Raw genomic sequence first — 21,388 nt, 5'->3', positions numbered from 1 at the left:
ATGAAGAAAACCCCTGAGGTTCAGGGGTTTGTCAGGATACGAAAGGGTCGGGCGGCTAGATGACGGCAGCCAGCTCCGCCCCTTGCCGGATGGCGCGTTTGGCATCCAGCTCGGCGGCCACGTCGGCACCGCCGATGATGTGCACCGGCTTGCCAGCAGCCTGCAGACCGGCCTGCAGCTCCTTGAGGGGCTCCTGTCCGGCACAGATGATCACCTGATCCACCGGCAGGCACTGCTGCTGGTCGCCCACCTGGATGTGAAGCCCGGCATCGTCGATACGCAGGTACTGGACGCCGGAGAGCATCTGCACCTTGCGATTCTTGAGCACGGTGCGATGGATCCAGCCAGTGGTCTTGCCAAGGCCGTCGCCCACCTTGCTCTCCTTGCGCTGGAGCAACCAGATCTGGCGCTCGGGGGCATCGATCTCGGGGGTAGTCAGGCCGCCGCGCTCACCCAGTTGCTTGTCGATACCCCACTCCTTGAGCCAGTGATCGCGATGGCTTTCAGCATCCGGCGCTCCTCTCTTCTCCACCAGGTATTCGGCCACGTCAAAGCCGATGCCGCCGGCGCCGATGACCGCCACCTTCTCGCCCACCGGCTTGTGATCCCGCAGCACATCCAGATAGCTCAACACCTTGGGGTGCTCGATACCCGGGATATTGGGGGTGCGCGGGCGGATGCCGGTGGCGAGGATCACCTCGTCAAAACCGCCGCCCAGCAGGCTCTCGGCACTCTGGCGCTGGCCCAGATAGAGCTCGACGCCGCACTTCTCAAGCCGTTTGGCAAAGTAGCGCAGGGTCTCGTGAAACTCCTCCTTGCCCGGGATCTGCTTGGCAAAGTTGAACTGGCCGCCGATTTCGCTCGCCTGATCGAACAGGCTTACCTGATGGCCCCGCTCGGCTGCGTAGCAGGCAAACGCCAGCCCCGCAGGACCCGCCCCCACCACCGCCAGCTTCTTGGGCTGGGGCACCCGGCCAAACGTCAACTCGGTCTCGAAACAGGCGCGGGGGTTGACCAGGCAGGAGGCACGCTTTTGCTTGAACACGTGGTCGAGGCAGGCCTGGTTGCAGGCGATGCAGGTGTTGATCTCGTCCGCCCTGTCTTCAGCCGCCTTGATGACGAATTCGGGGTCTGCCAGGAAGGGGCGCGCCATGGAGACCATGTCCGCTTCGCCGCCCGCCAGGATGCGCTCCGCCACCTCGGGGGTGTTGATGCGGTTGGTGGTGATGAGGGGCACCTTGAGGTGCTTTTTCAGCTCGGCGGTCACCCAGCTAAAGGCACCGCGCGGCACGCTGGTGGCGATGGTGGGAATGCGCGCCTCGTGCCAGCCTATACCGGTGTTGATGAGGGTGACCCCCACCTGCTCCAGTGCCCGGCCAAGTGCGATCACTTCCTCAAGGGAGGAGCCCTGCTCCACCAGATCCAGCATGGAGAGGCGGAAGATGATGATGAAATCCGTGCCCACCCGCTCACGGATGGCGCGGACAATCTCCACCGGGAAGCGCATGCGGTTTTCGCTGCTGCCGCCCCAGCCATCGGTGCGCTTGTTGGTACGTTCGCAGATGAACTGGTTGATGAGATAGCCTTCCGACCCCATCACCTCGACCCCGTCATAACCGGCCGCCTTGGCCAGCGCCGCAGTGGCGGCGAAGTCGCGAATGGTGCCGCGGATCTGCCGCTCGCTCATGGCCCGCGGCTTGAACGGGGAGATGGGAGCCTTGAGGGCGCTCGGCGCCAGGCTGAACGGATGGTAGGCATAGCGGCCCGCATGAAGGATCTGCAGCGCTATCTTGCCCCCTTCCTGGTGCACCGCCTCGGTCACCTTGCGGTGTTTGGCTACCTGCCAGGAAAAGCTCAGCTGGGATCCGTGGGGCACCAGCCGCCCCCGCAAATTGGGGGCGATACCGCCGGTCACGATGAGACCGACCCCGCCACGGGCCCGCTCACCATAGAAGGCGGCCAGCTTGTCAAAGCCCCCTTTTTCCTCCTCGAGGCCGGTGTGCATGGACCCCATCAGTACGCGGTTGCGCAACTGGGTAAAACCCAGATCGAGGGGGGTCAGCAGCGTGGGATAACGGCTCATGATGCACTCCTTGTCGAGGTCGATGTGCACGGGGTCATGCTCCAGCCTTCCTGGCTGCCTCGGGTGACGGGCAGTAAAAAGAAGGGGGTGGGTGGAGATGGGGCCGGCTCATCGGGCCTTTCAGTTAATTTTTTGTTATCAAGCTGGAGCTAGAGTAAAGAATCGAAAACCCTTTTTCAAACAAATGTTTGGACATTTCTTCAGCGAACAGCCGTGTTCCGAAGTGGCGGGGAGGCAGTCGACTCAAGGGGAAATGGCAATTGGCTGCGCAACTGGTTAATAATGGCGGCTCTCAACCCATTAACAGGGCGACAACGCAGCTATGTCTATTTTCAAAGGTCTGGGATGGCTCTTTCGCAGCCTCTGGCGCCTGCTCAACTTTACCCGCTTGATGCTGGTCAACCTGCTGTTTCTTCTCGTCGTGCTGGTCATTGTCTTCAGCGTCAGCCAGAGCGAGACCCCCAGCACCCCCATCGAGGGGGCGCTCACCCTCAATCTCTCCGGTGTGCTGGTAGAACAGCGCACCCAGACCGATCCCACGGTGCAACTGCTCAGGCAGATGGACAAGGGGGACGAGCAGCCAAGCGAAATCGTCCTCTCCGATCTGCTGTGGGCCATCAAGAGCGCGGGGAATGACGATCGCATCAAGGCGCTGGTGATCAAGCCCCAGGGTCTGCAAGGGGCCAGCCTCTCCAAACTGCAGGAGGTGACGGCCGCCATCGACGCCTTCAAGGAGAGCGGCAAGCCGGTCATCGCCATGGCGGACTACTACAGCCAGGGGGCCTATCTGCTCGCCGCCCACGCCGACCACGTGCTGCTCAACCAGAGTGGTGCCGTGCTGATCGAGGGGCTGGGTGTCTACCAGACCTACTTCAAGTCGGCACTGGAGAAGCTCAACATCACCCCGCACGTCTTCAAGGTCGGCACCTACAAGTCCTTCGTCGAGCCCTACACCCGGGACGAGATGTCCCCCGAGAGCAAGGAGGCGAACCAGCGCTGGCTGGATCAGCTGTGGCAATCCTATGTGGCCGACGTGGCGGAGCAGCGGGAGATCGAGCCTGATGCCGTGGCACCGAACAAGGATCACTTCCTCGAACTGCTGCGCAAGGCCGGTGGCAATGCGGCCAGCTACGCCCTCGACAACGGTCTGGTGGATCAGCTCGCCACCCGCGACGAGATGACCCAGGCGGTGATCAAGGAAGTGGGCGAGGCCGATGATCACGGCTGGAAGGGCGTGGGCCTGAAAGAGTATCTGGCCGCCATCCCGGAGCAATACCCCCAGAGCGGCAAGGATGAGGTAGGCCTCATCACCGCCAGCGGCGCCATCATGGATGGCGTCCAGCCTGCCGGCACCATCGGCGGCGACAGCCTTGCCGATCTGCTGGCCGAGGCCCGCCGTGACGATCAGGTGAAAGCCGTGGTGCTGCGAGTGGACAGCCCGGGCGGCAGCGCCTTCGCCGCCGAGCAGATCCGCGCCGAATTGCTGGCCCTGAAACAGGCAGGCAAGCCGGTGGTCATCTCCATGGGCAGCTACGCCGCCTCCGGTGGCTACTGGATCTCCGCCGATGCGGACAAGATCTTCGCCTCCCCCACCACCCTCACCGGCTCCATCGGGGTGTTCGGCATGTTCGCCACCATCGACAAGGCGCTCTCCCAGTACGGGGTACACACCGACGGCGTCGGCACCACCGACTTCGTGGGGGTCGGGCTGACCCGTGCCCTGCCGGATCACGTGGGTGAAGCCATTCAACTGAGCGTGGAAGACACCTATCAACGCTTTGTCGGCCTGGTGGGCAAGGGCCGGGGCCTTAGCCCGGAAGAGGCGGAAAAAGCCGCCGAAGGCCGGGTCTGGACCGGGCAGGATGCCAAGGCACTGGGGCTGGTGGACGAGTTCGGCAATCTGGATGACGCCCTCAAGGCGGCCGCCGATCTCGCCAACCTCAAGAGCTGGCAGGTCACCCCCATCGCACCGGAAGAGTCTGCCAGGGACAAGTTCCTGCGCGAGCTGTTTGACAGCAGCGCCCAGGCGCTGGCCCCGCACCTGCAAAGCTGGCTGCCCGCCGGGCTTGGCAAGGCGCTGCTGGAGATGAACCGCACTCTGGACCCGCTGACCCGCTTCAACGATCCCCAGGGCACCTACGCCTTCTGCCAGGTCTGTCTCCCCTGACGCCGGGGACAGCCATAAAAAAACCGCCGACAGGCGGTTTTTTTATGGGGCAAGCGGCCTTGTCAGGTCAGCAAGCCGGACGCTTGCCAGCGGTGCAACTCTGCCAGCACCCGGGTCTCTCGCGCCGTCCACTGGGGACAGGGACCCGCCAGCTGGGTCTTGTTGGTCTGCAGGGCCTCGGCCAGGGGGAACCAGCCCGGCGTGAAGCCGAGGCGGATCTCGTAGGGCTGGGGGCGCGGCGCACTCCAGTCCTCCCCGACCCGGCAGAGGTAATAGGACGATCGGATGCAGTAGGCATCGTAATCCGGCTCGCGCGCGGCACGATACTCCCGGGTCTCTCCCAGCAGGGGGCCCACGGCCACCAGCTCGGCGCCACACTCTTCCCGCAGCTCCCGGGCCAGGGCCGCATCGTGCGCCTCCCCGTGCTCGATGCCGCCACCGGGGAACATGAGATCCCCGTTGACGCTGGAGTGCACCAGCAGCAGTCGATCACCACGCATCACCACGGCCCTCACCGTGGCCCGTTCAAGCACCCTGTCCTCGCCGCGGATCTGGCCGTGGACGAGACGGATATCGAAGGGATGGGCCCACTCCCGGACCTCTGTCAGGGTCGGATTCATGGTGTGCGGTAGCTCCCCTGCCTGAGTGCATCGACGATGGTGGCCGCCTGGTCGTCCAGCGTCTCCTGCTCCTCCTTGCCGATGGCATGGTAAATGCCGAGCCGGGTGGCGGAGACCTCGGGGCTCTCCTGGAATGACTCGCTCACCTTGCCCCACAGATAGGCCTGATCAAATCGCTTCTGCCCCATGTAGAGGGTGCTGAGGGCGGTGAGGATCCGGCTGTTGACCTTGTCCCCCTCCCGATAGAGGGAGAGCGCATGGTGCATCAGCCTGATGGCCTTCTCGGGCTCGCTCTTCGCATAGATGCCGCCGAGCGCCAGTTGCAGCTCGGGCTCCTCGAGGCTCGGCGTCCCCTCCTGCGCGAGGAAGCTGGCGCGGGCATCGGGGCTGGTGTTGTTGGTCCAGTGCCAGAGCAGCAGGTAGGGATCTCGGGAGCCCCGGGTCTGAGCGTCCAGTTGCTCCAGTTGCCGGCCGGCGGCCAGCATCCCTTCCACTCTGGGGCTCTTCTGCTCCCTGGCCCGCTTGTACTCAATGTTGGTGGAGTGCTCGGCGCACTGCAGATAACGTTCCAGGCCGCGCATCAGATCGTACTTGCGCCTGTCCGCCCCCTCTTCCTGGAGATAGTAACGACCGCGAATGACGTCGCTGCGCTCATAGCGGCACCAGCCGTCGTCCACCAGGTCCGCGCACAGGGCGGGATATTGGGAGCAGATGTTGTGGATCCTGTCGTCGTCGCAGGCCGTCAACGTCAGGCAACAAGCGAGGGAAAGCAGTAACGGACGCTGTGAGAATAAGGTCATGGTTCACATCTGGTTGATAACAATCGCAACCCGCACCGGCCACCGCCAACTAGCAAACAGGCTACATATCCATTACAATGCGCGCGCCGTATAAGGCCGCGATTGCAGAATAATATAACGAAACCATCAGCCCTACACTGATCTGCCTTCGACGAATTTCAATTTGCCCAGGCAACTTGCTTCAACAACGTGAAATAAAAGGATCTGGTTAATGACCCACGAGCACTACTTGCAGGCGTGGCAGGAGAGCCAGGAGCTCGCCGAAGCCATGCAACCCTTGATAGGTCGCCTCTACCGACAGCAAGGGATAGAGATCACCCTCTACGGACGCCCCCTGCAAAACGCCTCCACCATCGATATCCTCAAGGCCCACCGGGTCGTTCGCCGCCACCAGGGCACCCCGCTGCCCATCCAGCAAAGCTTCCCTCTCCTGCGCACCATCGTCGCCCTGAACCCCACCGCCGCCGAAGTCGATCTCGGCAAACTGGCCGTGGGCTACTGGCAGGATCACCAGGATGAAGCTGGCATCGAGGACTATCTGCGCGCCAAGCTGGCACCGGCCCTGAACCGCAGTACCGTGCCCGCCCCGACCGACGTGGTACTCTACGGCTTCGGTCGCATCGGCCGCCTGCTGGCCCGTCTGCTCATCGAGCGCACCGGCGCCGCCAACTCCCTGCGCCTGCGCGCCATCGTGGTGCGCGGCGGTCGCGACGGGGATCTGGAGAAGCGTGCCAGCCTGTTGCGCCGCGATTCGGTGCACGGCCCCTTCAACGGCTCCATCGAGGTGGATGCAGAACGCAGCGCTATCATCGCCAATGGCACCTTCATCCAGGTGATCTACGCCAACAGCCCGGCCGACATCGACTACACCGCCTATGGCATCGACAATGCGCTGATCGTTGACAACACCGGGGTCTGGCGTGACGAAGTGGGGCTGTCCGAGCACCTCAAGGCCCGCGGCGCCGCCCGGGTGCTGCTGACCGCCCCCGGCAAGGGGGAGATGAAGAACGTGGTGTTCGGGGTCAACCACGAGGTGATAGGCCCGGATGACAAGATAGTCTCCGCCGCCTCCTGCACCACCAACGCCATCACCCCGGTGCTCAAGGTGATGCAGGACAAGTACGGCATCCGCCACGGCCACGTGGAGACGGTCCACTCCTATACCAACGATCAGAACCTCATCGACAACTATCACAAAGGCGAGCGCCGCGGTCGCAGCGCAGCCCTCAACATGGTGATGACCAGCACCGGCGCCGCCAAGGCGGTGGCCAAGGCGCTGCCGGAGCTCAAGGGCAAGTTGACCGGCAACGCCATCCGGGTGCCCACACCCAACGTGTCCCTGGCCATCATCAACCTGTCGCTGGAACAGACCACCGATCGGGAGAGCCTCAACGCCTATCTGCAGCAGATGGCACTGAGCTCGGCCCTGCATCGCCAGATCGACTTCAGTGCCAGCACCGAGCTGGTCTCCTCCGACATGGTGGGCTCCCGTTTTGCGGGCATCGTCGACTCCCAGGCCACCATCGCCGAGGGGGATCACTGCGTGCTCTACGTGTGGTATGACAACGAGTTCGGGTACAGTTGTCAGGTAGTACGGGTGATGGAGCAGATGGCTGGCGTAGTCCGCCAAGATCTACCGGTATAGTCCGACAGGATCTGCCCGCCTGAACCCGTGTTCATGGCTCAATTTTCAAGGAGAGGCCGGATGTCGTCTCAGCAAGTGACGTTTCAACAAGCGATAGCGCAGATGCCCAAAGAGGTGTACGAGCGGCTCAAGACTGCGGTCGAGCTCGGCAAATGGCCGGATGGCAAGCCCCTCACCGAGGAGCAGAAGGCCACTTCCCTGCAGGCCGTGATGGCCTGGCAGGCGATGCACCTTGAGAACCCCGAGCACATGAACATCGGCCGTGACGGCGAGATCGTGATGAAGAGCAAGAGCGAGCTCAAGCGCCAGTATCGCGATGAGGAAGAGATAGTACGGGTAGACCTTAGCCACTGAGGCAGGCCGCACGTCACCTATCGCGGTAACGAAACGAAAGAGGGGAGCCATTATGGCTCCCCTCTTTTTTTCCTCTCTATGCAGGATGACTCATCCCCCTCATCCCCGGCCCTTCTCCCACCAGGGGAGAAGGGAGCTGGCACGCACCTGCGAGCAGTCAGCGGGCCACCTGCCGGCGATCTTCATGGCAAACCTCGCCACCTCGATCTATCCCCTCTCCCGCTGTGAGAGGGTTAGGGTGAGAGGGAAAGTCAGGGGGTCAGCTCCCCGCGCAGGGACTGCTGCATCAGCTCGCGGATGCGCGGCGCCGGCAGATCCTGGCTCAGCAGGAAGTGCAGCTTGGTGAGCGCCGCCTCGGCGGTCATGTCAAAGCCCGAGATGACTCCCGCACGGGAGAGGGCGTTGCCGGTGGCATAGCCCCCCATGTTGACCTTGCCGTGCAGGCACTGGCTCAGGTTGACGATGATGACGCCCCGGGCAGATGCCTCGGAGAGCAGCGCCAGCATGGCCGGGTTCTGGGGCGCATTGCCCACCCCGAAGGAGAGCAGGATCAGCGCACGCACCGGCTGTTGCAGGATGTTCGCTATCACCTCAGCCGATATCCCCGGGTAGAGGGTCACCACCCCGATGGGCTGGGGGGTAATGTCGTGCAGCACCAGGGGGCGATCGCACGGCACGCCCAGCTCACCTGCCTCCAGGGAGATAGCGATACCGGCATTGAGCAGGGGCGGGTAGTTGGGCGAGTCGAAGGCGTGGAAGCCGTCGGCATGCACCTTCTTGCTGCGGTTGCCGCGATAGAGCTGGTTGTTGAAGAAGAGCGTCACCTCGTGGATCGGGTAGTTGGCCGCGATATAGAGGGCGTTGAGCAGGTTTTGCTGACCGTCCGAGCGCAGCTCGGCCAGGGGGATCTGGGAGCCGGTGATGATGACCGGCTTGTGCAGATCTTCGAGCATGAAGGAGAGCGCAGACGCGGTGAACGACATGGTGTCGGTGCCGTGCAGAATGACGAAACCGTCGTACTTGTCGTAGTTGCCCTTGATATCCTCGGCGATGCGCTGCCAGTCTGCCGGCGTCATGTCGGAAGAGTCGATGAGGGGGGCATATTCGTGGATATGGTAATCGGGCATTTCCGGTCGATGGAACTCGGGCATCCGTGCCAGACAGTCCTCCATGAAGCCCGCCATCGGTACATAACCGTGGTCGGAACGCTGCATCCCTATGGTGCCGCCTGTGTAGGCAATGTAGATGGACTTCTTCACACCCTCTCCTCTCTCTGGACTGGAAACCGGCAAATCAAACAGGGCTCAACCGATACAGCCCCCGTCCTTCAGATGGTGCGGGCGGGCTCAATATCGGTCATCAGCAGACCTCTTGAGGGTCTGTGTCCTCCCGTGGGGGCGGAACCGGGCGAATTATAAAGAGTGCCGCTGCAAATGACAGCCGCAGCAGCATTGTTGCGATCCGGAGCACACTCGGCGAGGCAGTTTTAAATGCCATATTAACACCATGTTTTAATCATTAATGTGATATATGTGGATGTACTTGGTGTTTTTTGCTAGTATCCGGCGGATTTTTCACAAATCTCATCTGGACGCCCGACGAACACGGGCTCGTGTCGACCCCCTCTTTTGCAGAGGGACGGGGCTGCGGCCCCTCTGTCACTGGCGCGTTCGCCACTCTGTTTCATCCCGGCTGGATCCGTGAGTCTTTCTCGCCAAAGACACAGCCGATCAACATGGGAGCACTGAATGCTACAACTTGATGCCTACGCCACCCTGGTCGCCGCGACCCTGGTGCTGCTGCTTGGCCGCCTGCTGGTCAACAAGATAGGACCCCTGCGCACTTTCAACATCCCCAAACCCGTGGCCGGTGGCCTGGTGGTTGCCCTGGTGCTGCTGGTGCTGCGTTCCACCCTGCAGATCGAACTGCAATTTGATACCAGCCTGCAGACGGCCCTGATGCTGACCTTCTTCGCCTCCATCGGCCTCTCCGCCGATCTGGGCAGCCTCAAGCGCGGCGGCAAGGCGGTGGCCACCTTCCTGCTGGTGGTCACCGGCCTGCTGCTGGTGCAGAACAGCCTGGGGGTGGGTCTGGCCACCCTGCTGGGGCTGGATCCCCACATGGGGCTGCTAGCCGGCTCCATCACCCTCTCCGGCGGCCACGGCACCGGGGCGGCCTGGGGTTCCATCTTCACCGAGAAATACGGCGTACAATCCGCCGCCGAGCTGGCGATTGCCTGTGCCACCTTCGGTCTGGTGCTGGGGGGTCTCATCGGCGGCCCGGTGGCCCGCTATCTGGTGAAGAAAGTGCAGGTGCCCGGTGAGGAGCATAACCGTGACGGCGCCCCCCAGGGCTTCGAGATGCCGGACATGGAGCGCCCGCTCACCACCTTCAGCCTGATCGAGACCCTGGCACTCATCGCCATCAGCCTGAAAGGGGGCGAAATGCTGGCCCTCTACCTCAAGGGCGGCGTCTTCGAGTTGCCGATCTTCGTCTGCGTGCTCTTTGTCGGCGTGCTGCTGCGCAACCTGCTCACCCTGCTCAACTGGCACGAAGTGAGCGACCGCGAGGTCTCCCTGCTCGGCAACGTCAGCCTGTCGCTCTTCCTCGCCATGGCGCTGATGAGCCTCAGGTTGTGGGAGCTGGCAAGCCTGGCCCTGCCCATCTTCATCCTGCTGGCCGTGCAGACGGTGGCCATGGCGCTCTACGCCATCTTCGTCACCTTCCGGGTCATGGGGCGCAACTATGATGCGGCCGTGCTGGCGGCGGGTCACTGCGGCTTCGGCCTCGGCGCCACCCCCACTGCCATTGCCAACATGCAGGCCATCACCCAGCGCTTTGGCCCCTCCCACCTGGCCTTCCTGGTGGTGCCCATGGTCGGTGCCTTCTTCATCGACATCATCAACGCCGTGGTGATCAAGCTGTTCCTGGCCCTGCCCTTCCTGTGATCCCGGACGCAGGCCCCGTATGACAGAGCCCACCTTGCGGTGGGCTCTGTCATTTCTGCTCGCCAGCAGCACTGAATCCCATCCTTCATGGGTGCCCGCTGGGAAACATCTAAACAAAAAGCCCCGCACTCGGCAGAGTGCGGGGCTTTGTCATGGCGGCCTTGATCGCCGCGTGTCAGAACTTACAGGAGGATGGTCGACACCTGCTGGTTCAGATTGCGGCCTGACCTTCCTTACAAAATAAAGGTCGACACCTGCTGGTTCAGGTTGGTGGCACGCCCCTTGAGGTTGTGCGCCTGATCCAAGTCGCGCATGGCGGAAGCGGTGATCTCGTCGCTCACATCCTTGATGGCGGTAGTGTTCTGGGTGATTTCACCGGTCACCTGGGTCTGCTCCTCGGCGGCGGTGGCGATCTGGCCCGCCATGTCGGAGATGAGGCTGACGGCCTGGGTGATCTCCTCCAGAGCCGCAGCGGCAGCGTCGGCATCCTTCACGCTGTTGTCCGCCAGCCCCTGGCTGGTCTGCATCAGGCTCACCGCGCGGGCCGTGGTCTGTTGCAGGGTTTCGATGGTGGACTGGATCTCCTGGGTGGAATCCTGGGTACGGCGCGACAGCACCCGCACCTCGTCCGCCACCACGGCGAAACCGCGACCCTGTTCGCCGGCACGGGCCGCTTCAATGGCCGCGTTCAGCGCCAGCAGGTTGGTCTGCTCGGCGATGCCCTGGATGGTGGAGAGGATGCCGGAGATGGCCTGAGCGTGACGGCTCAGCTCGCCGATGACGCCGGTCGCCTGCCCCACTTCCTCGGCCAGGTTGTTGATGGATTGGCGAGTCTGGTTCACCAGGATCTTGCCCTGTTCACTGCTCTGGGCGGATTGCTGGGCGGCGGCAGCGGTGTTCTCGGCGTTGCCCGCGATCTCCATGGTGGCACTCGCCATCTCGGTGACGGCGGTGGCGACCATGGTCACCTCCTGTTGCTGGCGTTGCAGCTCTTCCACCGCGGCCTGGTTGGTCACCAGACTGCGTTCGGCATCGGCGTTCAGCTCGTTGGCAAGCTGACGGATGTTGGCGATGAGCTGATGCTGGCTGCCCACGAAGCGGTTGAAGCTGCCGGCGAGCTGGCCCACTTCGTCATTGGCGTCGATCTTGATGCGCTGGGTCAGATCGCCGTTACCGTCTGCGATGCGGGCCAGGGCCTGGGACACCTTGGTGAGGGGACCGAGCAGCAGGCTGACCAGCCAGGAGATGGCGAGAATGCTGCCCACCAGCACCAGCAGGGCCAGGCCGAGCTGGGTCATCAGCAGGGAGGAGAGCGGCGCCTCCAGGGTGCTCTTGTCCAGTACCAGCACCAGCTCCCAGTCGGTGTCCGGAATGTCCGTCGCCCACAGCAGCTTGTCACGCCCCTCGTTGTCGAAGAAAGCAGGCACCAGGCTGTTGCTCGCCTTGCTCTGCTCGATCAGGGCATTGGTCAGATCGTTGTCGATCTCGCTGGCCGGCTTCATCGCCTTGGCCGCATCCTTGTAGGAGATGACGGTGCCATCCTTGTGCATCAGGATGGCGAAGCCGTCCGCAGGCAGCTTCATCTTGGTGATGTCATCCACCAGGGAGGCGATGGAGAGATCCCCCCCCCACCACGCCGCCCTGGGCCGGCTGGGCCAGGGTCACCACCAGAATGTTGTAGGCCACGTCGAGGTAGGGTTTGGTGACGATCATGCCGCCCTTGGCCATGGCTTCCTGATACCAGCCACGGGAGCGGGGATCGTAACCGTCGCGGTTGATGGAGGGGTCGGAGTCGTTCATCTTGCCGCTGCCCTCACCAAAATAGGTGAGCTGGAAACGGCCGGACACCTGGGCCTGTTGCAGGGCGTTGAGGGGCTCGGCACCGGCCTTGTTGCCAAGGGCCTGGATAACGTCACGACGGGCGGCAAGCCAGTCGCTGACGCTGGCGGCCTGCTGGCTGCCAAGGCGTTGCACCTGTTCCTGACTGTCTTGCAGCAGCATGGACTTCTGGCTGCTGTAGCTCTGCCAGGAGAGCAGCAGGATCACCAGTGACAAGGCGATGACCACAGACAACAGTATCTTCAGCTTGAGTGATAGGTTTTTCATCGTGTTTTCTTCTTGTGGGAGTCGGGAACAGGATCAATCGGGAGTGCGTGGCACTGTGTGTTGTTAGCGGCCAATCCGCACAAAACTGAAGCGGAGAATGGCGTGAGTGACGATATTTTACGCGGAAATTTTAAAAATGCTGCGGAAAATTGGAGCAGGAAAAAGAGCGAGGCCAGCCAACCCTGTTTATTCCTTCTGCAATTGGCTAGAATATCCCGTTTTTAAATCACATCGACCCCGAGAGTTTTCACGATGTTTGAAGTCAATCCTGTATTAAACAAGCTTAAGGAGCTGTCTGAGAGGACCGAGCTGCTTAGGGGGTACCTTTGACTATGACGCCAAGAAAGAGCGTCTAGAAGAGGTCAATGCCGAGCTGGAACAGCCGGATGTCTGGAACGAACCCGAGCGCGCACAGGCGCTGGGCAAGGAGCGCGTCTCCCTGGAGAACGTCGTCAGCACCATCGATACCCTGACCCAGGGCGTCGATGACGTCGAGATGCTGGTCAGCCTGGCCGTCGAAGGCGAAGACGAAGAGACCTTCAACGAAGCCGTGGTCGAAGCGGACGAGCTGGAGGCCAAGCTGGTGGATCTCGAGTTCCGTCGCATGTTCTCCGGTCAGCACGACGGTTCCGACTGCTACATCGACATCCAGTCCGGTTCCGGCGGCACCGAGGCCCAGGACTGGGCCAACATGGTGCTGCGCATGTACCTGCGCTGGGGTGATGCCCACGGCTACAAGCCCGAGCTCATCGAATGCTCCGAGGGCGACGTGGCCGGCATCAAGTCCGCCACCATCAAGTTCACCGGCGAGTATGCCTTCGGCTGGCTGCGCACCGAGACCGGCGTCCATCGCCTGGTTCGCAAGTCGCCGTTCGATTCCGGCGGCCGTCGTCACACCTCGTTCTGCTCCGTGTTCGTCTATCCCGAGATCGACGACGACATCGAGATCGAGATCAACCCGGCGGACCTGCGCATCGACGTCTACCGCGCCTCCGGTGCCGGTGGTCAGCACGTCAACCGGACCGAGTCCGCGGTGCGTATCACCCACATCCCGACCGGCGTGGTGGTGCAGTGCCAGAACGACCGTTCCCAGCACAAGAACAAAGATCAGTGTATGAAGCAGCTGAAGGCCAAGCTCTACGAGCTGGAAATTCAGAAGCAGAACGCCGAGAAGCAAGCCCTCGAAGAGACCAAGTCCGACATCGGCTGGGGCAGCCAGATCCGCTCCTACGTACTGGATGACTCCCGTATCAAGGATCTGCGCACCGGCGTCGAGACCCGCAACACCCAGTCCGTACTCGACGGCGACTTGGACAAGTTTATCGAAGCCAGCCTGAAATCAGGCCTGTAAACAGAGCAGCAGGAATCACCATGTCTGAACAAACCACCACCCCGGAAGTCGACCAGACTCTCGAACTGAACAACGAGATGACTGAGCGTCGCTCCAAGCTGGCCGCCTTGCGCGCCCAGGGCAACCCCTTCCCCAACGACTTCCGTCGTGACAGCCTGTCCGGCGATCTGCACGCCGAGTTCGGCGACAAGAGCGCCGACGAGCTGGCGGCCTTGAATAAACGGGTGAAGATTGCCGGTCGCATCATGACCCGTCGGATCATGGGCAAGGCTTCCTTCGCGACCCTGCAGGACATGGCTGGCAAGATCCAGGTCTACGTGACCCGTGACGACCTGCCGGAAGGCTTCTACAACGAGCAGTTCAAGAAGTGGGATCTGGGGGACATCGTCGGCGTCGAGGGCACCCTGTTCCGCACCAACACCGGCGAGCTCTCCGTCCACGTCGGCGAGATCCGCCTGCTGACCAAGGCGCTGCGCCCCCTGCCCGAGAAGCACAAGGGCCTGACCGACCAGGAAGCCCGCTGCCGCCAGCGTTACCTGGACCTGATCGCCAACGAAGAGTCCCGCAAGACCTTCGTGACCCGCACCAAGGTGGTGGCCGGCATTCGCAAGTTCCTGAACGACAAGCGCTTCATGGAAGTGGAAACCCCCATGATGCAAGTCATCCCAGGTGGCGCCTCCGCACGTCCCTTCATCACCCACCACAATGCGCTGGACATCGACATGTACCTGCGTATCGCTCCGGAACTCTATCTGAAGCGTCTGGTGGTCGGTGGTTTCGAGCGTGTCTACGAGATCAACCGCAACTTCCGCAACGAAGGCATCTCCGTTCGCCATAACCCCGAGTTCACCATGCTCGAGTTCTATATGGCCTACGCCGATTACATCGATCTGATGGATCTCACCGAAGAGATGCTGCGCACTCTGGCGCAAGACATCCTGGGCGACACCAGGATCCGTTACGCCAAAGAGGGCGAAGAGGGCCTGACCATCGATTTCGGTCAGCCGTTCCAGCGCCTCTCCATGGTCGACTCCATCCTGAAGTACAACCCGGGTGTGACCCGTGACGATCTGGCCACCCTGGAGAAGGCCACCGCCGTCGCCAAGGGTCTGAAGATCGAGCTGATGAAGAGCTGGGAGCTGGGCCACGTGATCACCGCGATCTTCGAAGAGACCGTGGAACACATGCTGCTGCAACCGACCTTCATCACCGAGTACCCGGCCGCCGTCTCCCCGCTGGCCCGTCGCAACGACCAGAACCCGGACGTCACCGACCGCTTCGAGTTCTTCATCGGCGGCCGCGAGCTGGCCAACGGCTTCTCCGAGCTGAACGATGCGGAAGATCAGGCCGAGCGCTTCCAGGCCCAGGTTGACCAGAAAGCCGCAGGGGACGACGAAGCCATGTTCTACGACGCCGACTTCGTCACCGCGCTGGAACACGGTCTGCCGCCGACCGCCGGTCAAGGTATCGGCATCGACCGTCTGGTGATGCTGTTCACCAACAGCCACACCATCCGCGACGTCATCCTGTTCCCGGCCTTGCGTCCACAAAAGTAAGCGCCGCAGAAACAGGGCCGTAGCAAAACGCTGCCGTCCATGGCAATCAAAACGCCCCGCAATTGCGCAATGCTGTTCACTTAAGAGAATTTGAGTTCCAGTCCACGTAGTATCAGGGCTAAAAAATGAGGGAGGCATGATGCCTCCCTCTTTCTATTGCAAGCCACGCTGGATAAAGGCTGAAGGAACATCGACTGGAAACAGCCTTGCTCCCCCAACTCAAGTCGCATTTATGAATAATTAGTCAAAAATGTGCTTATCTGAACAGCATTGCCGCAATTGCGGGGCGTTTTTTTTATGCAGAAGTCACACAGTGACGAACGGTCATCGGTCCGCTGGTGCGACAGGGGGCAGCAGCCACTCCCCCTGCCACAGGGTCAGTGCCCGGCCCGCCATCAGCACCCGCTCCTCCTGCAATTCCAGCCTGAGATCCCCGCCTCGGGCCGAGATCTGGCGGGCCCGCAATTGCCGTTTGCCGAGCCGCTCGGCCCAGAAGGGCACCAGGGCGCAGTGGTTGGAGCCGGTCACCGGATCCTCGTCCACCCCGACCCAGGGGGCGAAATAGCGGGAGACGAAGTCGTCCTCTCCCCGGCTCGATGGCGCCGTCACCATGATCCCCCGGCCCGGCAGCGCCCGCAGGGCGTGAAAATCGGGGGTGAGCGCGCGGACCTCTTCCTCGCTACCGAGCTCAAGCAGGAACTTGGCCCCGGCCGCCAGGGTTTGCAGCGGCTGGCAGCCAAGAGCAGCCCCATAGGCAGGGTCCAGCTCGAGGGGCGCCAGGACAATGCGCGGAAAATCGAGCCAGATCCACTCCCCTTCCCGCCGGGCCACCAACTCACCGCTGCGGGTCGCGAAGCGGATGGGGAGCTCCCCCGACACCGCCCCCGTCTGCCACAGCACATGGGCCGCCGCCAGGGTACCATGGCCGCACAAGTCCACCTCCACTTGCGGGGTGAACCAGCGCAACCCGTAATGCCCCTCCCCCAGTTGGGTCAGAAAGGCGCTCTCAGAGAGGTTGAACTCCGCCGCCATGGCCTGCAGCTCGGCGTCGGGCCGCGCTTCCCCCAGCACCACCACGGCGGGGTTGCCTCCGAAGGGGTGATGGCTGAAGGCGTTGACATGATAGAGACGGGACATGGTTGCTCCTTGAGGCATGAGAGATCCCTGGGACAGGGGGCTCGGCAAGGCCATTTTTATATCACGGGCCCCCCGGGGCTGAGATGGATTTTGGCTTTATAAATTCATAAATCGCATAAAGAAGATATTTTTATTCTTTGTTGTTATTCATTACACCCCTTACCCTGACCAAAAATCAGACCATGGAAGACATGTGTGATGCCATTGACAGCCCCCACCCTGAGCCCGCTCTCTGACGAACAGCAGCGCCAGCTCAACCAAGTTCTCACCACCCTCAATACCCAGCAACTGGCCTGGGTCAGCGGTTATCTCTACGGCCTCTCCCAGGCGGGCGTCCAACCCGTGGCGAGCGCAGGCGTAGAAGTCGCTGCTCCCGGCGGCAGCCTGACCATTCTCTACGGCTCCCAGACCGGGAATGCCAAGGGCGTGGCCAGCGCCATCAAGGCCCAGGCCGAGGCCCGCGGCCTGCCGGTGACCCTCACCTCCATGGCGGACTACAAACCCAAGCAGCTCAAGAAAGAGAGCCACCTGCTGGTGGTAGTGAGCACTTACGGGGAGGGGGAGCCCCCCGAGAGTGCCGTCGATCTGTTCGAGCAGCTCAAGAAGGGCAAGGTCGGCAAGCTGGAAGGGCTCAAGTTTGCCGTGCTGGGGCTGGGTGACAGCTCCTATGAGTTCTTCTGCCAGACCGGCAAGGATTTCGATGGCTTCCTCGCCAAGGCAGGGGCAGAGCGCATCCATGAGCTAGCTAGCCTCGATGTGGATTATCAGGATGCTGCCAAGGCCTGGGGCGAGCAGGCCGTTGCGGCGGTCGCCGCCACCCTCTCTGCCGGCGCCGCGACTGCCAGCGTGGCGGGCTCGGTGCAGGCCGCCGTCGGCCACAGCCAGTACAACAAGGAGAACCCTTTCCCCGCCAGACTCTCGGTGAACCAGAAGATCACCGGCCGCGACTCCACCAAGGACATCCGTCACATCGAGATCAACCTGGAAGAGTCCGGCATCACCTATCAACCGGGGGACGCGCTCGGCATCTGGTTCGACAACGACGCCGATCTCGTGGGGGAAGTGCTGGCCCTGACCGGTCTGACCGGTGACGAGGCCACCCCCCATGGCAGCCTGCGCGAGGCGCTGACCCGTCACTACGAGCTGACCCGGCTGCACGGGGGCCTGATCACTGGCCTCGCCGAGATCACGGACAACGCGGCGCTCAAAGATCTGGCCGGTGACAAGGCCCAGGTCAACGCCCTGGTGGCTAGCGCCCAGGTGGTGGACGTACTGAAACGCTTCCCGGCTTCCTTGAGTGCCGATCAACTGATCGCACTGCTGCGTCCCCTCACCCCCCGCCTCTACTCCATCGCCTCCGCCCAGAGCGAGGTGGAAGAAGAGGTGCACCTGACTGTCGGCGTGGTGCGCTACCGCCAAGAAGATGGCACAGTGCGAAGCGGCGGCGCCTCTTCCTATCTGGCGGACCGTCTGCCGGAAGATGCCGAGGTCCGGGTGTTCGTGGAGCACAACGACAACTTCCGCCTGCCCGCCAATCCCGACACCCCCGTCATCATGGTGGGCCCGGGCACCGGCATTGCCCCGTTCCGCGCCTTCCTGCAGGAGCGGGAAGCACAGGGGGCAGAGGGCAAGAACTGGCTCTTCTTCGGCAACCCCCACTTCACCCAGGACTTCCTCTATCAGGTGGAGTGGCAGCGTTATGTGAAATCGGGCCTGCTGTCCAAGATCTCCCTGGCCTTCAGCCGGGATCAGGCCAACAAGATTTATGTGCAGGACCGTCTGCGCGAGGCAGGGCTTGAGCTCTACCAGTGGCTGGAAGCAGGCGCTCACTTCTATGTGTGTGGCGACGCCAACCACATGGCGAAGGATGTGCAGGAAGCCCTGCTGGAAGTGATTGCGGAACACGGCCACAAGAGCCGTGAGGAAGCAGAAGAGTATCTGAGCGAATTGCGTCGTGCCAAACGTTATCAAAGGGATGTCTATTGATGAGCAAACAACTTATTCCGGGACCGGTCGAAGGGCCGCTGGCTGACAACGAACGCCTCAAGCGCGAGAGCAACTTCCTGCGCGGCACCATCGCCGAAGATCTGCAGGACCCGCTCACCGGCGGCTTCAACGGCGACAACTTCCAGCTGATCCGCTTCCACGGCATGTATCAGCAGGATGACCGCGACATCCGCCCGGAGCGCGCCGCCCAGAAGCTGGAGCCCCTGCACAACGTCATGCTGCGCGCCCGCCTGCCCGGCGGCATCATCACCCCGGCCCAGTGGCAGGTGATCGACAAGTTCGCCGAAGAACACAGCATGTACGGCAGCATCCGCCTGACCACTCGCCAGACCTTCCAGTTCCACGGGGTACTGAAGCGCGACATCAAGCTGATGCACCAGACCCTCAACAGCACAGGTATCGACTCCATCGCCACCGCGGGGGACGTGAACCGCAACGTGCTCTGCACCAGCAACCCGGTGGAGTCCGAGTTGCACCAGGAGGCCTACGAGTGGGCCAAGAAGATCTCCGAGCACCTGCTGCCCAAGACCCGCGCCTACGTGGAGATCTGGCTGGATGGCGAGAAGCTGGGGGGTGACGAGGAGCCGATCCTGGGCTCCAACTACCTGCCGCGCAAATTCAAGACAACCGTGGTCATCCCGCCCCACAACGACGTGGACATCCACGCCAACGATCTCAACTTCGTGGCCATTGCCGAACACGGCAAGCTGGTGGGCTTTAACGTGCTGGTGGGGGGCGGTCTGGCCATGACCCACGGCGACACCACCACCTACCCGCGCAAGGCGAGCGACTTTGGCTTCATTCCGCTCTCCCACGTGCTGGAGGTGGCGGCCGCTGTGGTCAGCACCCAGCGCGACTGGGGCAACCGGGTCAACCGCAAGAACGCTAAGACCAAGTACACCCTTGAACGGGTGGGGGTCGAGGCTTTCAAGGCCGAGGTGGAGAACCGCGCCGGCATCCAGTTCGGGCCGGTTCACCCCTATGAATTCACCAGCCGTGGCGATCGCTTCGGCTGGGTGGAGGGGATCGACGGCAAGCACCACCTGACCCTGTTCATCGAGAACGGCCGCCTGCTGGACTTCCCGGGCAAGCCCCTCAAAACCGGCATGCTGGAGATCGCCAAGGTGCATCAGGGGGACTTCCGCCTCACCGCCAACCAGAACCTCATCATCGCGGGCGTGCCTGCCGGCGAGAAGGCCCGCATTGAGGCCCTGGCGCGTCAGTACGGTCTGCTGGATGACGGCGTGAGCGAGCAGCGCAAGCAGTCCATGGCCTGTGTGGCCCTGCCTACCTGCCCCCTGGCAATGGCCGAGGCCGAGCGCATGCTGCCTGCCTTCGTCACCGACATCGAGGGGCTGCTGGCCAAGCACGGCCTGGCGGATGACGCCATCATCTTCCGGGTCACCGGCTGCCCCAACGGCTGCGGCCGCGCCATGCTGGCGGAAGTGGGTCTGGTGGGCAAGGCGCCGGGTCGCTACAACCTGCACCTGGGGGGCAACCTCGAGGGGACCCGCATCCCGCGCCTGCATCTGGAGAACATCACCGAGCCGCAGATCCTGGCCGAACTGGACGCCCTGATCGGCCGCTGGGCCAAGGATCGCAACCCGGGTGAGTGCTTCGGCGATTTTGTCATTCGCGCCGGCATCATCGCCCCGGTTATCGACTCCGCGAGGGACTTCTATGCAGCCTGAACAGACTGATACAGCCCGGCTGGCGCGCACCGCCGACGGCCGGCTCGACCTCGACGCCCTCCTGGCCCAGGGCCGGGAGGAGCAGGTCGAGGCGCTGGCCCCCCTCAACCGGGCGCTGGACGCCATGAGCGCCCCCGAGCGGGTGCGCTGGGCCCTGGCCAACCTGCCGGGGGAGCATGTGCTGTCGTCGAGTTTCGGCATCCAGGCGGCGCTCATGCTGCACCTGGTGAGCCGCGAGCGGGCCGACGTGCCGGTGGTGCTCACAGACACCGGTTATCTCTTCCCCGAGACCTACCGTTTCATCGACGAGCTGACCGAGCGTCTCGCGCTCAACCTCAAGATCTACCGGGCCGAACTCAGCCCGGCCTGGCAGGAGGCCCGCTTCGGCCTCCTGTGGGAGCAGGGGGTGGAGGGGATCACCCGTTACAACCAGCTCAACAAGGTGGAGCCGATGGACCGCGCCCTGAACGAGCTGGGTGCCCGCACCTGGTTCTCGGGCCTGCGCCGTGAGCAGTCCGGCAGCCGGGGCAAGCTGCCGGTGCTGGCCATCCAGCGCGGTCGCTTCAAGTTCCTGCCGGTGATCGACTGGAGCAACAAGGACGTCTTCTACTATTTCAAGGAGTTCGACCTCCCCTACCACCCCTTGTGGGAGCAGGGCTACCTCTCGGTCGGCGACGTGCACACCACCGCCAAGTGGGAGCCCGGCATGAGCGAGGAGCAGACTCGCTTCTTCGGCCTCAAGCGCGAGTGCGGCCTGCATGAGGAAGGTGGCGAGAGCGACGGCTCCGGCATCTGATCCCCCGGCCCGGCCATGTGCTGCGCCCGCCCACAAAAAAACGCCCGGCAACTGCCGCAATGCTGTTCACTTAAGAGAATTTGAGTTCCAGTCCACGTAGTATCAGGGCTAAAAAATGAGGGAGGCA

General features: G+C 62.8%; 14 protein-coding genes and 1 pseudogene. 9 read left to right on the top strand and 6 right to left on the bottom strand.

Annotation, left to right across the window (positions count from 1 at the left end; all coding sequences use genetic code 11):
• Positions 1–55: 55 nt before the first annotated feature.
• Entirely contained in the window at positions 56–2,083 is a 2,028-nt protein-coding gene (locus tag OKB81_RS00490) for an NADPH-dependent 2,4-dienoyl-CoA reductase (protein ID WP_103858126.1), read from the bottom strand.
• 322 nt (positions 2,084–2,405) lie between these two features.
• On the opposite strand from OKB81_RS00490, the gene sppA reads away from it, so the two are divergent.
• Positions 2,406–4,250, top strand: coding sequence for a signal peptide peptidase SppA (sppA, locus tag OKB81_RS00485; RefSeq protein WP_160838084.1), 1,845 nt, complete (start codon positions 2,406–2,408; stop codon positions 4,248–4,250).
• Positions 4,251–4,312: 62 nt separating this feature from the next.
• Here the strand turns inward: sppA and OKB81_RS00480 are convergent, their stop codons facing one another.
• Together OKB81_RS00480 and OKB81_RS00475 are read right to left on the bottom strand one after the other, a co-directional pair.
• On the bottom strand, positions 4,313–4,870 hold the full coding sequence (locus OKB81_RS00480) for an NUDIX domain-containing protein (RefSeq protein ID WP_041212486.1): 558 nt from the start codon (positions 4,868–4,870) through the stop codon (positions 4,313–4,315).
• Positions 4,867–5,670 carry a DUF2989 domain-containing protein gene (locus OKB81_RS00475; protein ID WP_160838082.1) on the bottom strand — a complete coding sequence of 268 codons (804 nt, stop codon included), beginning with the start codon at positions 5,668–5,670 and terminating at the stop codon, positions 4,867–4,869. The genes OKB81_RS00480 and OKB81_RS00475 overlap by 4 nt, the downstream gene beginning before the upstream one ends.
• Positions 5,671–5,881: 211 nt before the next feature.
• Here OKB81_RS00475 and OKB81_RS00470 point away from each other — a divergent pair, with 211 nt between their 5' ends.
• Entirely contained in the window at positions 5,882–7,315 is a 1,434-nt protein-coding gene (locus OKB81_RS00470) for a glyceraldehyde-3-phosphate dehydrogenase (RefSeq protein ID WP_160838080.1), read from the top strand.
• Positions 7,316–7,375: 60 nt separating this feature from the next.
• On the top strand, positions 7,376–7,669 hold the full coding sequence (locus tag OKB81_RS00465; protein ID WP_010675423.1) for a YeaC family protein: 294 nt from the start codon (positions 7,376–7,378) through the stop codon (positions 7,667–7,669).
• 251 nt (positions 7,670–7,920) lie between these two features.
• Here OKB81_RS00465 and ansA read toward each other — a convergent pair whose 3' ends face one another.
• Complete coding sequence (gene ansA / locus OKB81_RS00460; RefSeq protein WP_010675424.1) at positions 7,921–8,928, bottom strand: asparaginase; 1,008 nt, start codon at positions 8,926–8,928, stop codon at positions 7,921–7,923.
• A gap of 489 nt (positions 8,929–9,417) precedes the next feature.
• On the opposite strand from ansA, the gene gltS reads away from it, so the two are divergent.
• Positions 9,418–10,617, top strand: coding sequence for a sodium/glutamate symporter (gltS, locus tag OKB81_RS00455; RefSeq protein WP_041212483.1), 1,200 nt, complete (start codon positions 9,418–9,420; stop codon positions 10,615–10,617).
• A 233-nt stretch (positions 10,618–10,850) separates the two neighbouring features.
• On the opposite strand, the pseudogene OKB81_RS00450 reads toward gltS, so the two are convergent.
• Positions 10,851–12,723 (bottom strand): annotated as a pseudogene (locus OKB81_RS00450) (methyl-accepting chemotaxis protein).
• Positions 12,724–12,975: 252 nt separating this feature from the next.
• Between OKB81_RS00450 and prfB the strand changes: the two are divergent.
• Together prfB and lysS are read left to right on the top strand one after the other, a co-directional pair.
• Positions 12,976–14,074, top strand: a protein-coding gene (gene prfB, locus OKB81_RS00445; RefSeq protein ID WP_134696129.1) for a peptide chain release factor 2 whose coding sequence is annotated in 2 segments (ribosomal slippage) — positions 12,976–13,050 and positions 13,052–14,074 — 1,098 coding nt in all. Because the reading frame shifts where the segments join, the coding sequence is not laid out codon by codon here.
• Positions 14,075–14,094: 20 nt separating this feature from the next.
• A complete protein-coding gene (gene lysS / locus OKB81_RS00440) occupies positions 14,095–15,630 on the top strand; it encodes a lysine--tRNA ligase (protein WP_160838078.1) in 1,536 nt (511 codons plus the stop codon).
• A 324-nt stretch (positions 15,631–15,954) separates the two neighbouring features.
• On the opposite strand, the gene OKB81_RS00435 is transcribed toward lysS, so the two are convergent.
• Complete coding sequence (locus OKB81_RS00435; protein WP_160838076.1) at positions 15,955–16,767, bottom strand: PhzF family phenazine biosynthesis protein; 813 nt, start codon at positions 16,765–16,767, stop codon at positions 15,955–15,957.
• 198 nt (positions 16,768–16,965) lie between these two features.
• Here OKB81_RS00435 and OKB81_RS00430 point away from each other — a divergent pair, with 198 nt between their 5' ends.
• From OKB81_RS00430 to OKB81_RS00420, 3 genes are read left to right on the top strand one after another with little or no spacing between them, the layout of a single operon-like run.
• Entirely contained in the window at positions 16,966–18,753 is a 1,788-nt protein-coding gene (locus tag OKB81_RS00430) for an assimilatory sulfite reductase (NADPH) flavoprotein subunit (RefSeq protein WP_160838094.1), read from the top strand.
• On the top strand, positions 18,753–20,465 hold the full coding sequence (cysI, locus tag OKB81_RS00425; RefSeq protein ID WP_143237144.1) for an assimilatory sulfite reductase (NADPH) hemoprotein subunit: 1,713 nt from the start codon (positions 18,753–18,755) through the stop codon (positions 20,463–20,465). The genes OKB81_RS00430 and cysI overlap by 1 nt, the downstream gene beginning before the upstream one ends.
• The gene (locus OKB81_RS00420) at positions 20,455–21,261 is read left to right on the top strand and encodes a phosphoadenylyl-sulfate reductase (RefSeq protein ID WP_160838074.1); all 807 of its coding nucleotides are present in this window, start codon (positions 20,455–20,457) and stop codon (positions 21,259–21,261) included. Before cysI ends, OKB81_RS00420 begins: the two co-directional genes overlap by 11 nt.
• The last annotated feature ends 127 nt before the right edge of the window (positions 21,262–21,388 follow it).

It is taken from the genome of Aeromonas sp. QDB56, assembly GCF_027705505.1.
Lineage (GTDB): Bacteria > Pseudomonadota > Gammaproteobacteria > Enterobacterales > Aeromonadaceae > Aeromonas > Aeromonas caviae.
The sequence above is the reverse complement of the archived record's forward strand: the minus strand, read 5'-3'. Positions and strand labels throughout refer to the sequence as shown.

What these genes read in the sequence shown, in the direction of transcription:
- OKB81_RS00430 (WP_160838094.1), top strand. Translation starts at nt 16,966, where the DNA reads ATGCCATTGACAGCCCCCACCCTGAGCCCGCTCTCTGACGAACAGCAG.
- OKB81_RS00470 (WP_160838080.1), top strand. Translation starts at nt 5,882, where the DNA reads ATGACCCACGAGCACTACTTGCAGGCGTGGCAGGAGAGCCAGGAGCTC.
- OKB81_RS00435 (WP_160838076.1), bottom strand. Translation starts at nt 16,767, where the DNA reads ATGTCCCGTCTCTATCATGTCAACGCCTTCAGCCATCACCCCTTCGGA.
- sppA (WP_160838084.1), top strand. Translation starts at nt 2,406, where the DNA reads ATGTCTATTTTCAAAGGTCTGGGATGGCTCTTTCGCAGCCTCTGGCGC.
- OKB81_RS00465 (WP_010675423.1), top strand. Translation starts at nt 7,376, where the DNA reads ATGTCGTCTCAGCAAGTGACGTTTCAACAAGCGATAGCGCAGATGCCC.
- gltS (WP_041212483.1), top strand. Translation starts at nt 9,418, where the DNA reads ATGCTACAACTTGATGCCTACGCCACCCTGGTCGCCGCGACCCTGGTG.
- OKB81_RS00490 (WP_103858126.1), bottom strand. Translation starts at nt 2,083, where the DNA reads ATGAGCCGTTATCCCACGCTGCTGACCCCCCTCGATCTGGGTTTTACC.
- cysI (WP_143237144.1), top strand. Translation starts at nt 18,753, where the DNA reads ATGAGCAAACAACTTATTCCGGGACCGGTCGAAGGGCCGCTGGCTGAC.
- lysS (WP_160838078.1), top strand. Translation starts at nt 14,095, where the DNA reads ATGTCTGAACAAACCACCACCCCGGAAGTCGACCAGACTCTCGAACTG.
- OKB81_RS00420 (WP_160838074.1), top strand. Translation starts at nt 20,455, where the DNA reads ATGCAGCCTGAACAGACTGATACAGCCCGGCTGGCGCGCACCGCCGAC.
- OKB81_RS00480 (WP_041212486.1), bottom strand. Translation starts at nt 4,870, where the DNA reads ATGAATCCGACCCTGACAGAGGTCCGGGAGTGGGCCCATCCCTTCGAT.
- OKB81_RS00475 (WP_160838082.1), bottom strand. Translation starts at nt 5,670, where the DNA reads ATGACCTTATTCTCACAGCGTCCGTTACTGCTTTCCCTCGCTTGTTGC.